Here is a 13290-nt window from a genome sequence, read left to right as displayed (position 1 = left end):
TTGTGATTAAAAAAAAATTGTAGATTTGTGTCAAACCACTAAATAAAAACAACATTATAATAATGAAAACCGTAATTAAAATTGTTCTTTGGTTAGCAGCTATCTTTTTTGGATACATGATATACCAATCTGTAAATGGTCCTATAGAGTTTAAAAAAGTAAAACAAGAGCGCTTCCAAGCTGTAGTTAATTCTTTAAAAGATATTAGAAACATACAAGAAGCTCACAAATCTGCCACTGGTAAATTTGCTCCTAACTTTAATGCTTTAGTTAAGTTTGTTGATAACGGAAACTACTACATTATACAGCAAAGAGACTCTTCTTATATGGAGTATGATAAAGACTTTGGTATTGATTTACAAAGAGATGTAAAAATTGTAGATACATTAAATATTATACCTGTAAAAGATTCTTTATTTAAGAATGATGACAGATATAAAACACTTAAGTTTGTTCCTTTCTCTAAAGATGGTAAAGCTGAAATACAAATGAGTACTTCTACTATTGAAAAAGGTGGTAAACAAGTATCTGTATTTAAAGCATTTGTTGAAAAAGATGTAGTTTTATACGATCAGCCAAAAGACTTAGTAGCTAGAGAAAATGCTCAAAATAGTGTTGAAGAAATAAATGGTACTGAAATTATAGTTGGTGACTTACAAGATGTAAGCACTAGTGGTAACTGGCCTCCAATTTATGACAGAAAAGCAAAAAAATAATATATTAGATACTACATCTAATTATAAAAAATTGTCCATTCAAATTAGTTTGAATGGACTTTCTTTTTGTGTTGTTGATACTCTAGATAATACTGTATTGGCTTCTGAAAGAAAAATATTTGATACCGAACTTGATAGTTTAGAGCTAGAAAAAGAATTGGTAACTATGTTAAAAGAACATAACATTACCAATAATACTTACGCAGAAGTAATAGCCACACACAGAAATACGCTATTTTGCTTTGTTCCAAAATCTTTATTTGTAGAAGATGAAGCTCATAATTATCTAAAATACAACACAAAAGTTTTAGCAACAGATCTTATAGCACAAGATGAAATTGCAAACTTTGACATTGTAAATGTTTTTGTACCATTAGTAAACATTAACAACTACATTTACGATCTGTTTGGTGATTTTACATACAAACACAGTTCTTCAATTATAACATCATCTTTATTAAATGCAAATACAAATAACGATATTACTTGTTATGTATATGCATCTGAAAGACAAATGGATATTATTATAATTGACAAAAAGAAATTACTCCTTTTTAATAGTTTTGAATATACTACCACAGAAGACTTTTTATATTATTTACTTTTTACGTGCGAACAATTAAAATTAAATAATGAAACTGTTTTGCTTCGCTTGTTTGGAGACATAGAAGAAGATAGTACTATTTACAAAAATTGCTACAATCATTTTAAAAACATTTGTGTGTACGCACCAGACCATAGTACATTTCAACTAGGAGATTTTACTAAAAAAAATATAGACTTTACCGCTTTAAACGCTTTATAATGCGCATAATATCAGGAAAATTTAAAAGTAAAAGGCTAACAGCACCAAAAAAATTGCCCGTTAGACCAACAACAGATATGGCTAAAGAAGCCCTGTTTAATATTTTAAATAACCATTATTATTTTGAAGACATAAGTGTATTAGACCTATTTGCTGGCACTGGTAACATAAGCTATGAATTTGCTTCTCGCGGAACAGAAAATATTATTTGCGTAGATGCAGACTATGGTTGTATAAAATTTATTAGTCAGACTGCTAAAGATTTAGAGGTAGATATATCTACTATTAAAAGTGATGTTTTTAAGTATCTAGAACGTACATCTATTAAATCTACTATTGTTTTTGCAGATCCTCCTTACGATTTCTCTAAAGAAAATTTTGCTAAAATACCTGAGTTAGTTTTTAAAAACGACTTGCTTACTGAAGATGGTTTGTTAATTGTAGAACACTCTAAACACACAGATTTAGAAGATTTACCAAATTTTTCATACCTAAAAAGATATGGTGGCAGTGTTTTTAGTTTTTTTGAAATTAAAAAAGAAGCTTAAAAAAGAGCAGGTCATAAGCCGGATTCTGTAAAGCCTACAAGTAGCTCCTCTATCATTTATCTAGACTTTTGGTTACCCAAAAGCTCAAACCGCCTACCCTTTAGCTTGGGCGTGTACCCTTATAGCGCTAATTTACATGGCGTTGCACCGCATAGAGTTTACCTGGTTTCACTACAGCATTACCTGTACATACTTTCTGCTGCACTTGTCCTCGTTTTACAACGGACGGGCGTTACCCGCTATGCTACACTATGGTGTCCGGACTTTCCTCTTTACAAATCAAGTTTGTAAAGCGATAGAGTAACCTGCTCGCGGCAAAGGTAATTTAATTGTTGATAAGTAAGTACTATATCTTTACAAAAAACAAGGTAAAATAAGAGGGTATTTTTATATTTGTAACATAACAGCAGTTCACTAAAAAAAAGCATAGTAATTGGAACCATTTGTAGTATCAGCTAGAAAATATAGACCTCAAACATTTAAAGATGTTGTTGGGCAACAAGCTATTACAAATACACTTTTAAATGCCATACAAAACAACCATTTAGCACAAGCTTTGTTGTTTACAGGTCCTAGAGGTGTTGGTAAAACTACGTGTGCTCGTATTTTAGCAAAAATGATAAACTCTGACGGAGAAGAAAACTCTGAAGAGGACTTTGCTTTTAATATTTTTGAACTAGATGCTGCATCTAACAACTCTGTAGACGGTATTAGAAGTCTAATAGATCAAGTACGTATACCACCACAAGTTGGTAAATACAAAGTATATATTATAGATGAGGTACATATGCTTTCTCAGGCTGCTTTTAATGCTTTTCTTAAAACATTAGAAGAACCACCAAAGCACGCTATTTTTATTTTAGCAACTACAGAAAAGCATAAAATTATACCAACTATTCTATCTCGTTGTCAAATATTTGATTTTAAACGAATTACAGTTAAAGACGCAGCAGAATATTTAAAATATATTGCAGAAAACCAAGGTATTGAAGCAGATGATGACGCTTTACATATTATAGCTCAAAAAGCTGATGGCGCAATGCGAGATGCTCTTTCTATATTTGATAGAGTTGTTAGTTTTTCAGGTAAACAATTAACCCGTAAAGCAGTTACAGAAAACTTAAATGTATTAGATTACGATACATACTTTACTGCTACAGATTATATATTACAAAACGATATCCCTTCATTACTAATACTATTTAACACAACACTTAGTAAAGGTTTTGATGGTCACCATTTTATTATTGGCTTAGCATCTCATTTTAGAGATCTAATGGTTTGTAAGCATCCAAACACAATAAACTTATTAGAAGTTGGGGACGAAGCTAAAAAACGCTATTTAGAACAAACACAGCAAACAAATAATGCTTTTCTACTAAAAGCTATAGATATTGCAAACAGTGCAGATCTAGATTACAAAACAAGTAAAAATCAACGCTTGTTAATAGAACTTGCCTTAATGAAATTAGCCTCTATCACTTTTGATGGAGAAAAAAAAAATCCTGAATCTCTAGCATTACACAATCAAATTATATCTTTAGTACCTGCTTCTCATTTTAGAAAAAGCAATCCAAATAGTACCCAAACTACTAAAGCTAAAGAATCAACACCCAGTACAGAGCAAGCTACAGTAGCTAATACCACTACAGAAACAGCTCCTGTTGCTACTCCAAAATCTGTTACACCTACTGTTGTATCAAAAACAAATACAGCAACCGCAGAGGTAGCTACAGCTCCCGCAATAAAAAAATTAGATATAAATGCGCCTAAAAGAGTTTCTGGCTTATCTCTTTCTAGCTTAAAAACTAAACAACAGCACAAATTAAATAAAGTTGATGTTGTTGTAGACGAGAGTAAACTACCCAATGAAGACTTTGCAGTAGAAAAACTACAAGAATTATGGAATATTTTTGTAAATAAAATTGAAGCTGAAGGTCAACGTATTTTAGCTTCTAACTTAAATAGTGACACTCCTACTTTAAAGGATAGAACAACTATTAGCATACAACTACCTAATGACACTATGAAAAAAGAGGTTGAACGTGAAAAGTACGACCTTATGGAATACCTAAAAAAAGAGCTAAATAATTATTTTATTACTCTAGAAGTTACAGTTAATGAAGAAGCTGTAAAAAAGTTTGCGTTTACTCCTGAAGAAAAATACCAAAAATTAAGAGAAAAAAACCCTGTAATAGACTTACTAAGACAGGAATTTGATTTAAGTATATAGTAATAATTGACCTAGTTTTATTAAAAACGATTTCTACAACCAAAATTAAGACAAAGTACCAACTCCTCTAAAACAAATAGTTACGCTTTACAATTAACAGTTTTTTACTTACAAATACATCTAATAAACTATTAGAAACAAATTACATTTAGTACAGTTTTTAATTTGCGAAAAATTAAAAATATACAAATGAAGAAAAACAATTTTAAGTCAATTATCTCTGCATTATTAATGATAATAACAATAATATCATGCTCAAATAAAGATGATGACTCAAATGAAAAACAAGACTCTATAAAAAATAATGATCCGCTTGTTTATGAAGGCGAAACTACTAATGATAGATTAGCTGATAACGAAGAAAGATTTTACTCAAACAAAATACCCAACAAACAAATAGTAGTAAACTTAAATGGAGATTGTAACCCTATAGACAGCGATATATTAAATAACGAAATAGAATCATTATCCAATGAAGGTGGAGGGATTATAAGAATACCTAAGGGCAGATACTGCTTTAAGGATATATTATTAAGATCTAATATTCATTTAAAAATAGACTCTGAGGCTATAATAGAACCAGATTTAAGCGGTAACATTAAAAATAAAAACATAACCATATTTGTTGTTGGTGAAGATTTTTATACAGAAAACGTTGCAATAACAAGCTTAGACGAAGATAATACTGATAAAAATACCTGGTTTAAGTCTAACATTCCTAATGGAGAATATGGAGGTGTTAAATTAGTAGAATTTGGTAATGTGAAAAATTTCAAATTATCTGGGGTAACATTAACAGATAGCTTCTCTAAGTTTTCTAATATTGTTTTAAACCTACCTTCTAGTTCAAAAACAGATGAAATATCTACAAAAGGTATTATAAAAAATATATTTATGACTAATATGCATGTTGGCTATGGAGTTATACAAATGCAAACCGGCAGAAGTATTTTATGTAAAAATTTAAGTGGTGAAGGCGGCATTACAATGAGAGTAGAAACTGGTGCCGCAGAAACAAATATGGTAAATGAAAAAACTGTAGACGATATTGTGGTTAGAGATATTTACGTTAAAAATGGTGATGCTGCTATGAATTTTTCTCCTCACAGAGTAGATCAAGGCAGAGTAGATGTTGAAAGAGTTGTTGCTATAAACTCAACGCATGCAGTACAAATAGCTGCTGGTTTTTTAGATAATAATACTAATGGCATAAATAATTTAGGTACGTTTGACAGTAAATCTTACGTTGGAGACGTGACAGTTACTGGTGGCTATGGAGCACAAGTTAAAGGAAAAGACTATAAATATTTTGGATGTGATAAACGAAAAGAACTAATAGAAAAATGCTATAATCCAGATGACGAAAGTGTTACAGGTTCATCTATAAGTGCTGTTAGAAATAACGCTAGTATCAACGCTGATTGCGCTAACGGTAGTGAAGGTGGTTGTTATGAAATAATTATAGGAAGAATAACTAAAACCAATGAAGATTTTGAGCTAGATGATTTTTTTACTTACCCAAGCAGTGAAGTAAAAGGTTGTCCTAAAGTTGAAAAACCTAAGGAAGGTAATTGCAATTAATTAGTTATTCAAAATAAATAAAAAAAGCGTCTAGTTTTAAAACTAGACGCTTTTTTTTTATTTACTTCTCTCCCATTGCATACTGCAAACCTCCATAGAGATGTGCCAAAAACACTGGATTTTTAAAAGTAACTTTTGTGTGTCCTAAACCTGTATAAAAAGCTCTACCACCATCGTACTCATGATACCAAGCCATAGGATGCTTATCGCCATTTTTACCACCAGTATAACTCTTTTCATCTAAATTTAAAAGCACATTAATATCCTTATTTATATCTTTATAGTTATACCACTCATCAACTTTTTCCCAGGTAGTGTCTAACATTTTGGTTGAGGAATGCGTATTATCTACAACTTGTAAAGTAGCTTTTTGAACTTTAGGATGACCGTTAAAATAACCTCCAACTAATTTATTATACCACGGCCAACTATATTCTGCATCTGCTGCAGCATGTATTCCTACATAACCTCCTCCAGATCTAATATAATTTTCAAAAGCAGCTTGTTGTTTTTCATTTAATAAATCTCCTGTAGTATTTAAAAACACAACAGCTTTATACTGCTTTAAATTAGCCTCTGTAAACATATCTGCATTAGCTGTAGTGTCTACAATAAACTTATGCTCCTTAGCCATTTTTTCAAAAGCAATAACACCATCCTCTATAGAACCATGTCTAAAGCCCTCCGTTTTTGTAAACACTAAAACTTTTGAACTTTGTAAACCACATGAAAAGAAGGTTACACTTAAAAATATAAAAACAAAAACTTTTAAAAAGGTAGATTTCATATAATAGATTTTATAAAATTGGTTGTTATTAATAATTGGTAAGTTAGTAAAATTATGAAAATGTAACCTATTTATTTTCAATTAGATAAACATACACCAAAAGAAAAGTTATTATTAAAAACAAAGCTAAAATGCTGTTTAATAGTATATTAACATCATTTAAGTTATTATAAAATAGAATTATTCATTTAACAAATAGTACAAATTTGTTACTTTTCTGATTATTTTATTTCATTATTGAATGATTTATACTACATTTAGGCTTTAGTATAATTTTAACAAAAACACCACTAATTGTATTCTACTACAATAACAAGTGTTCTTAAAATAAATATTATATTTAAAATAACTGATCAACCAAAACCTTTAAAAGGCATATTTTCTATATTAGAAAATATGTCTTTTTTATTTGCATACAAATCAATATGACTATTTTTGCAGCTAAATTTGTGTGCTATGCTAGGTTTAAAATTACCAACAGACCCAAGATGGGTTAATATTGTAGAAAAAAATATTGATGATATATTAACAGATCATGCTTTCTGTGAGCAAAAAGCAGCATCTACAGCAATTTCCTTAATTGTAGGTTTTCCAGAGTATACAGACTTAGTACAGGAAATGGTAGCCTTAACTAGAGAAGAAATGGGACACTTTAAAATGGTACATGACCGTATTATAGCACGTGGTAACACTCTTGGTCGTGATCGTAAAGATTTGTACGTTATAGACCTTTTAAAGTTTTTTCCAAAAGGAGGTAGCAGAACAACACAATTGGTACACAGGTTGTTATATGCTGCATTAATAGAAGCGCGTAGCTGTGAACGCTTTAGATTATTATCTGAAGAATTAACAGACAAAGACTTAGCTGAATTTTACCGTAAATTAATGATTAGCGAAGCAGGACATTATACAATGTTTTTAAACTTTGCTAGACAATACGGAGACCGTGAAGAAGTTGACCAAAAATGGCAAGACTTACTAGAATATGAAGCCGAACTAATGAAAAATTTGGGTGAAACAGGTAATGTACACGGCTAATACTAAATAGAATCTTTGTTTTTTTGATACAGCGTCTTTATCATACCATCTGATAATCCTATTTTTGGGACATGTATTTTTTTAGATCCAGACCATTTAGCTGAAGATAAAAAAATACGTGTTGCTGGTATAATTACATCTGCTCTATCTTGGTTTAAACCAAGTTCAGATACTCTATCTTCATAACTCATACTCTCTAAAAAATGATACTGAGCATTAAGCCAAATATAAGATAAAGGCTCACCTATTTTACGGCCAGACATTTTGTGTAACTTATTTATATTACCTCCAGAACCAATTATAGATACTTTAGGCAAGTCTTTTGTATAAAGTTTTATCCATTCTTCAATTTGGTTCCAAACCTTAACACCTACCATATCATTTAACAATCTTACAGTACCAATTTTAAAAGATTTTGATGCTACCAATTTCCCTTCAGAAAAAACAGTAAATTCTGTACTACCACCTCCAACATCTATATATAAGTAAGCTTGGTCATTATTAATAAGCTCCTTTAAGTCTGTAGAAGCAATAATAGCTGCTTCCTTTTTACCATCAATTACTTCTATATTAACACCTGCCTCATTACGAATTTTTTCTATAACCTCATAACCGTTATTTGCTTCTCTAATTGCAGATGTAGCGCAAGCCATATAACTATCTACACCATTTACACTCATAAGTAATTTAAATGCCTTCATAGCATCTAACATACGCTCTATATTTCTCTCAGATATTTCACCTACTGTAAAAGAATCTTCACCCAAACGTATGGGCACCCTAACTAAAGAACTTTTCCTAAATTCGGTTTTCTTGTCTTTAGTTTCAATAATATTATGTATTAATAAACGTATGGCATTGGAACCAATGTCTATTGCTGCAAGTTTAAAAATTTTCAAAATATAAGTCTATTTACTTAATTGCTTTTTATAATAATCATACAATTCAAACTGAGAACGCAATTCTGGAGCATCGTTTATACGATAAGCATTATCTTGTTTATCTGAAAAGATACGTGCTTTTAAGTTATCATTCCATGAAATATCAAAAGTTTCTAATAATTGTTGTTTAATATCTCTGTCATAAATAGGACAACCAACTTCCACTCTAAAATCTAAATTTCTAGTCATCCAATCTGCTGAAGAAATATACACTTTAGGATCTCCGTCGTTTCCAAAAACAAAAAGTCTAGTGTGTTCTAAAAATTTATCTACAACACTAATAGCTTCGATGTTTTCACTCATTCCCTTAACACCAGGAACCAAACAACATACACCTCTAATAATTAACTGTATTTTTACACCAGCATTGCTGGCCTCATACAACTTATCTACCATTTTATAAGATGTTAAGCTATTCATCTTAATTCTTATAAATGCTTCTTTTCCTGCTTTTGCGTTTTCAATCTCTTGATCTATTAACGCTCTAAAAGCGTTTTTTGTATAATGAGGTGACACAATTAAATGTTTGTACTTATGAACCTTATAACTAGTTTCAAAAAAATCAAAAACTTTATTTAACTCTTTTAATATGGGCGAGTGCGCTGTAAAAAGAGTATAATCTGTATATATTTTAGCTGTAGACTCGTTAAAATTACCTGTACTAATAAAACCATATCGTTTTAAACCTTCAGCTTCTTCTCTCTCTATAACACATATTTTACTATGCACTTTTAAACCTGGCACACCAAAAATAAGCTTTACTCCTTCTGCTTGTAGCAATTCTGCATACTGTATGTTTGCTTGCTCATCAAACCTAGCCTGTAACTCTATTTGCACAGTTACCTGCTTGCCGTTTTTAACAGCATTTATTAATGAAGACACTACCTGAGAATTACTTGCCAACCTGTAAACGGTTAACTTAATGGTTCTTACCTGCGGATCTAAAGCTGCCTCCCTTAAAAATTTAGTGATGTAAGAAAAAGTATGATAAGGTGTATATTGTAAATGATCTTTTACAGCTATTTGCTCTAAAATACTACCTTCAAAATTAAAATCTTTTACCAATAATGGCGTAATCTTATCATACATAAGATCTTTACGCCCAAGACTAGGAAATTTCATATAATCCCTACGGTTATGGTAAATACCACCAGGAATAATACTATCTGTTTCTTCTATTCCCATTTTCTCCATAAGAAAAGACAGCGTATCTTTTGCTATTCTTTTATCATAAACAAAACGCACAGGATCACTAATTTTACGGTGCTCCACACTAGAAGAAATTTTCTCTATAAAACTTTTACTTAAATCGTTATCTATATCTAATTCTGCATCTCTAGTTATTTTAATCATGTGTGCAGATATAGACTCATAAGTAAACATATTAAAAATATGGCGCAGAGAATATCTAATTAAATCATCTAAAATAATAATGTAGTTTTTATCACCCTCTTTAGGTAACACTACAAAACGGTCTATATCTTTAGGTATTTCTATTAAAGCATATTTGTTCTCTGGCACATCTTCTGCACCATCTAAACTGGTTAATACCATTTTAACTGCCAAATAAGCTGCAGTGTCTTTTAGTAAAGGAAACTCTCTTAAATCATTTAAAACAATAGTCATTAATCGTGGACTTACTTTTTCCATAAAGTAAGTCTTAATAAAATCTGCCTGACTTTTACTAACCTCTTTTTCGTTAATAATAAAGATATTTTCCGCCTGCAGTTCCTTTTCAATATCACCAAGAATCTTTAAACTTTTTGTTTGTTGTTTAATTACAATCTTAGTTATTTCCTCAAGTAAATCTTTTGCTTTTTCTCCACCTAAAACACTTTTACCTGTTTTACCAGCATCTACAATACGTTTTACAGTAGCATAACGCACCTTAAAAAATTCATCTAAATTATTAGAGAATATTCCTAAAAAACGTAATCTTTCAATTAAAGGCACTTTAATATCTGCACTTTCTTGTAATACACGCGCATTAAAGCTTAACCAGCTAATTTCTCTATTTATATATTGATTTTTTGACTTAATCATTCTTTAAATGTTTAGGAAATATTACATTCTGCGTATTGCCTTTTACAATACCACTCCACTCCAAAGTATTAAAATTTAACTCTACCAAGCCCGCTGTTGGCACATTCTCTATCTCTTTATCTCCGTACATATTTACAATGTGAGTTAAAGCGTGGTTGTGACCAAAAATAACAACGTTGTTAAACTTGTTATCTAAAGATTTTATAAAGTTGATAACATACTCTCCAGAAAAATCATAAAGCTCATCATAAATACGCAACTCACTAGAAGGTATACTTAAGACTCTTAAAAAGATATTACAAGTGTGTAATGCTCTATTAGCTGGACTTGAAAAAACAGCATCAATAATTGGCTCTTTTAGTGCACCAGCAACCAAATAAGCATCGTTAATACCACGCTCCAACAAAGGTCTATCTCTGTCCGATACATTGTAATTCCAAGAGGATTTTCCGTGACGAATTAAAGTAAGTTTTTTCATTTAATTTTAATACTATTATAGATTAAAAATTAAATGGAAAAATACAAAAACTTATTAGATTTAACTTAATGTATTAGCGCTTCTTAATTATTTTTTAATCTTTACGCCACTTTTTTGTTTCCTCAAAAATGTGGGTTAAAATAGCTTCATCTTGTTCTGTAAATTCTACATTACGCCTAGCCATCATAATTTTTGCAGTATCAAAAGCTTTTTTAGTACCATATGTTGTAAAGCCAGAAGCACCACCCCAACTAAAACTAGGAACAAAATTCCTAGGAAAACCTGGCACATAAATGTTAACATTAACACCTACCACTGTACCTGTATTAAACATAGTATTTATTGCACTTTTACTATGGTCTCCCATCATTAAACCACAAAATTGTAAGCCAGTTTGCTCAAAACTTTCGCTTTCATAGTTCCACAATCTAACTTTAGCGTAGTTATTTTTTAAATTAGAGTTGTTAGAGTCGGCACCAATATTACACCATTCTCCTAAAACAGAATTACCTAAATAACCTTCATGACCTTTACTAGAATAACCAAAAATAACAGAATTACTTACCTCTCCACACACCTTACTGTATGGGCCTATAGTTGTAGCTCCATATATTTTTGCTCCCATTTTTATCACTGCATTGTCACACAACGCTAAACCACCACGTACCATAGCACCTTCCCAAATTTCTGCGTTTTTACCCACATAAATAGGACCTTTAGTTGCGTTTAACATACAATACTCTACAATTGCTCCTTCTTCAATAAAAATATTATCAGGATTTATAAGTGTATTTGTATCAGATATAGGAGCACTTATTCTCCCTTCAGTAACCAAATCAAAATCTGCCTGCAAAGCTTCTTCATTTTTAGCAAAAATATCCCATGTATTTTCTACAGTTATCACATCTTCTGTATAAGTAATAGCTTTGTAGGTATCAAAATCTATTTCTTCTTGTGCTTCTTTAGCAAAAAAAGCAACAATATTATCGTTGTGATATATAACTTGGTTCTCCTTTAAATCTTCAATTAAAGCAACTAAACTAGAGTTAGGTAAATATGATGAATTTATCATTACATTTTCCTCTAGCTCCACCATAGGGTGTTTTTCACTTAAATAGTCTTCTGTTATTGTACTTGTTGTGCTACCCAAATACTTTTCCCACTTTTCTCTAATGGTAAGTATTCCTATTCTAATCTCTGCTACAGGCCTAGTAAAAGTAAAGGGCAATAAAGCTGTTCTTGCAGTGCCATCAAATAAAATATAATTCATAAGACTATTAAGGTTTTGTATTAAACTAAAAAAGCCACGTTTCAAACTTAATTGAAAAGTGACTTTTAAATATTATGATAAAGAAATTACTATTTAGTAAATTTCTTGTACTTGTTCTTAAATTTATCAATACGCCCAGCTGTATCTACCAATTTAGCTTTACCAGTGTAAAATGGGTGTGATGTTCTAGAGATTTCTAACTTTACTAATGGGTATTCAACACCATCAACCTCTAATGTTTCTTTTGTATTTGCCGTAGATTTTGTTAAAAATACTTCATCGTTAGACATATCTTTAAACGCTACTAATCTATAATTCTCTGGGTGTATACCTTTTCTCATTTTTTAAAACTTTAATTCTTCTAAATAAATTTAGCGGTGCAAAAATACTCTTTTTTATGAAAACTACAATAGCTAATTAAAAAAAAAGATAAAAAAATACTTTCCTTTGCAGTGTAACAAAAATACAAAAAAGAATACTTACTAGATAACAACCAAAAAATAAAAAATAATATGGATAATAAGAACATTAAAGAGTTTATACTACCTATAGCTTTAATGGCGGGTTTAGCAAGAGTTATACTAGATTTTATACCTAAAATGCTAGATGCTTCTCCTGCTATTTATTATAGCACTTTTTTAATCTGTTTTATTGCAGAAGTTGTATTACTGACTATTGTAACTAAAAGATTTAAAAAACTAAACGACAATTATTTAACCACAAGACAAGCAATTAGTATTGGAGTTACTGCTATGGTAATTATAGGTACTCTATATGGCTTATCATCATATATATATGATAATTTTATAGATGAGTTTTACCAAACAAACACAATGATTCGTTGGGGACA

Annotated in this window: 13 protein-coding genes and 1 other RNA gene; 7 read left to right on the top strand and 7 right to left on the bottom strand. The window is 30.6% G+C overall.

Going from position 1 to position 13290, the window contains the following annotated elements; genetic code table 11:
- Nucleotides 1–62: 62 nt before the first annotated feature.
- From ABJD66_RS00555 to ABJD66_RS00545, 3 genes are read left to right on the top strand one after another with little or no spacing between them, the layout of a single operon-like run.
- The gene (locus tag ABJD66_RS00555) at nt 63–716 is read left to right on the top strand and encodes a hypothetical protein (protein ID WP_100896290.1); all 654 of its coding nucleotides are present in this window, start codon (nt 63–65) and stop codon (nt 714–716) included.
- Nucleotides 694–1521 (top strand): DUF3822 family protein, encoded by an 828-nt coding sequence (locus ABJD66_RS00550; RefSeq protein WP_348127032.1) that lies wholly within the window; start codon nt 694–696, stop codon nt 1519–1521. The genes ABJD66_RS00555 and ABJD66_RS00550 overlap by 23 nt, the downstream gene beginning before the upstream one ends.
- Entirely contained in the window at nt 1521–2069 is a 549-nt protein-coding gene (locus ABJD66_RS00545; RefSeq protein WP_348127029.1) for an RsmD family RNA methyltransferase, read from the top strand. The genes ABJD66_RS00550 and ABJD66_RS00545 overlap by 1 nt, the downstream gene beginning before the upstream one ends.
- On the opposite strand, the gene rnpB is transcribed toward ABJD66_RS00545, so the two are convergent.
- An RNA gene (gene rnpB / locus ABJD66_RS00540) (RNase P RNA component class A) lies at nt 2069–2381 on the bottom strand. The two genes, ABJD66_RS00545 and rnpB, sit on opposite strands and share 1 nt — an antisense overlap.
- A gap of 121 nt (nt 2382–2502) precedes the next feature.
- Here rnpB and ABJD66_RS00535 point away from each other — a divergent pair.
- Together ABJD66_RS00535 and ABJD66_RS00530 are read left to right on the top strand one after the other, a co-directional pair.
- Nucleotides 2503–4302 (top strand): DNA polymerase III subunit gamma/tau, encoded by a 1800-nt coding sequence (locus ABJD66_RS00535; RefSeq protein WP_348127026.1) that lies wholly within the window; start codon nt 2503–2505, stop codon nt 4300–4302.
- 189 nt (nt 4303–4491) lie between these two features.
- On the top strand, nt 4492–5883 hold the full coding sequence (locus ABJD66_RS00530) for a hypothetical protein (RefSeq protein ID WP_348127023.1): 1392 nt from the start codon (nt 4492–4494) through the stop codon (nt 5881–5883).
- Nucleotides 5884–5944: 61 nt separating this feature from the next.
- Here ABJD66_RS00530 and ABJD66_RS00525 read toward each other — a convergent pair whose 3' ends face one another.
- Complete coding sequence (locus tag ABJD66_RS00525; protein ID WP_303542403.1) at nt 5945–6670, bottom strand: ThuA domain-containing protein; 726 nt, start codon at nt 6668–6670, stop codon at nt 5945–5947.
- A 456-nt stretch (nt 6671–7126) separates the two neighbouring features.
- On the opposite strand from ABJD66_RS00525, the gene ABJD66_RS00520 reads away from it, so the two are divergent.
- A complete protein-coding gene (locus tag ABJD66_RS00520) occupies nt 7127–7708 on the top strand; it encodes a tRNA-(ms[2]io[6]A)-hydroxylase (protein WP_100896296.1) in 582 nt (193 codons plus the stop codon).
- A gap of 2 nt (nt 7709–7710) precedes the next feature.
- On the opposite strand, the gene ABJD66_RS00515 is transcribed toward ABJD66_RS00520, so the two are convergent.
- The 5 genes from ABJD66_RS00515 to ABJD66_RS00495 form a co-directional block, all read right to left on the bottom strand.
- The gene (locus ABJD66_RS00515) at nt 7711–8607 is read right to left on the bottom strand and encodes a rod shape-determining protein (protein ID WP_198519442.1); all 897 of its coding nucleotides are present in this window, start codon (nt 8605–8607) and stop codon (nt 7711–7713) included.
- A 9-nt stretch (nt 8608–8616) separates the two neighbouring features.
- The gene (gene ppk1, locus ABJD66_RS00510) at nt 8617–10692 is read right to left on the bottom strand and encodes a polyphosphate kinase 1 (RefSeq protein ID WP_100896298.1); all 2076 of its coding nucleotides are present in this window, start codon (nt 10690–10692) and stop codon (nt 8617–8619) included.
- Entirely contained in the window at nt 10685–11170 is a 486-nt protein-coding gene (locus ABJD66_RS00505; RefSeq protein WP_348127016.1) for a phosphoglycerate mutase family protein, read from the bottom strand. Before ABJD66_RS00505 ends, ppk1 begins: the two co-directional genes overlap by 8 nt.
- Before the next feature lie 94 nt (nt 11171–11264).
- On the bottom strand, nt 11265–12440 hold the full coding sequence (locus ABJD66_RS00500) for a GlmU family protein (protein ID WP_348127013.1): 1176 nt from the start codon (nt 12438–12440) through the stop codon (nt 11265–11267).
- Between the two features lie 89 nt (nt 12441–12529).
- A complete protein-coding gene (locus ABJD66_RS00495) occupies nt 12530–12781 on the bottom strand; it encodes a type B 50S ribosomal protein L31 (RefSeq protein ID WP_077403788.1) in 252 nt (83 codons plus the stop codon).
- 171 nt (nt 12782–12952) lie between these two features.
- On the opposite strand from ABJD66_RS00495, the gene ABJD66_RS00490 reads away from it, so the two are divergent.
- On the top strand, nt 12953–13290 hold a 338-nt coding region (locus ABJD66_RS00490; protein WP_348127008.1), incomplete at its 3' end, for a DUF4199 family protein.

The organism is Cellulophaga sp., assembly GCF_039943695.1.
Taxonomy (GTDB): domain Bacteria; phylum Bacteroidota; class Bacteroidia; order Flavobacteriales; family Flavobacteriaceae; genus Cellulophaga.
This window is presented reverse-complemented; position numbering and strand designations above follow the sequence as displayed.

What these genes read in the sequence shown, in the direction of transcription:
- ABJD66_RS00555 (WP_100896290.1), top strand. Translation starts at nt 63, where the DNA reads ATGAAAACCGTAATTAAAATTGTTCTTTGGTTAGCAGCTATCTTTTTT.
- ABJD66_RS00550 (WP_348127032.1), top strand. Translation starts at nt 694, where the DNA reads ATGACAGAAAAGCAAAAAAATAATATATTAGATACTACATCTAATTAT.
- ABJD66_RS00545 (WP_348127029.1), top strand. Translation starts at nt 1,521, where the DNA reads ATGCGCATAATATCAGGAAAATTTAAAAGTAAAAGGCTAACAGCACCA.
- ABJD66_RS00530 (WP_348127023.1), top strand. Translation starts at nt 4,492, where the DNA reads ATGAAGAAAAACAATTTTAAGTCAATTATCTCTGCATTATTAATGATA.
- ABJD66_RS00525 (WP_303542403.1), bottom strand. Translation starts at nt 6,670, where the DNA reads ATGAAATCTACCTTTTTAAAAGTTTTTGTTTTTATATTTTTAAGTGTA.
- ABJD66_RS00520 (WP_100896296.1), top strand. Translation starts at nt 7,127, where the DNA reads ATGCTAGGTTTAAAATTACCAACAGACCCAAGATGGGTTAATATTGTA.
- ppk1 (WP_100896298.1), bottom strand. Translation starts at nt 10,692, where the DNA reads ATGATTAAGTCAAAAAATCAATATATAAATAGAGAAATTAGCTGGTTA.
- ABJD66_RS00505 (WP_348127016.1), bottom strand. Translation starts at nt 11,170, where the DNA reads ATGAAAAAACTTACTTTAATTCGTCACGGAAAATCCTCTTGGAATTAC.
- ABJD66_RS00500 (WP_348127013.1), bottom strand. Translation starts at nt 12,440, where the DNA reads ATGAATTATATTTTATTTGATGGCACTGCAAGAACAGCTTTATTGCCC.
- ABJD66_RS00495 (WP_077403788.1), bottom strand. Translation starts at nt 12,781, where the DNA reads ATGAGAAAAGGTATACACCCAGAGAATTATAGATTAGTAGCGTTTAAA.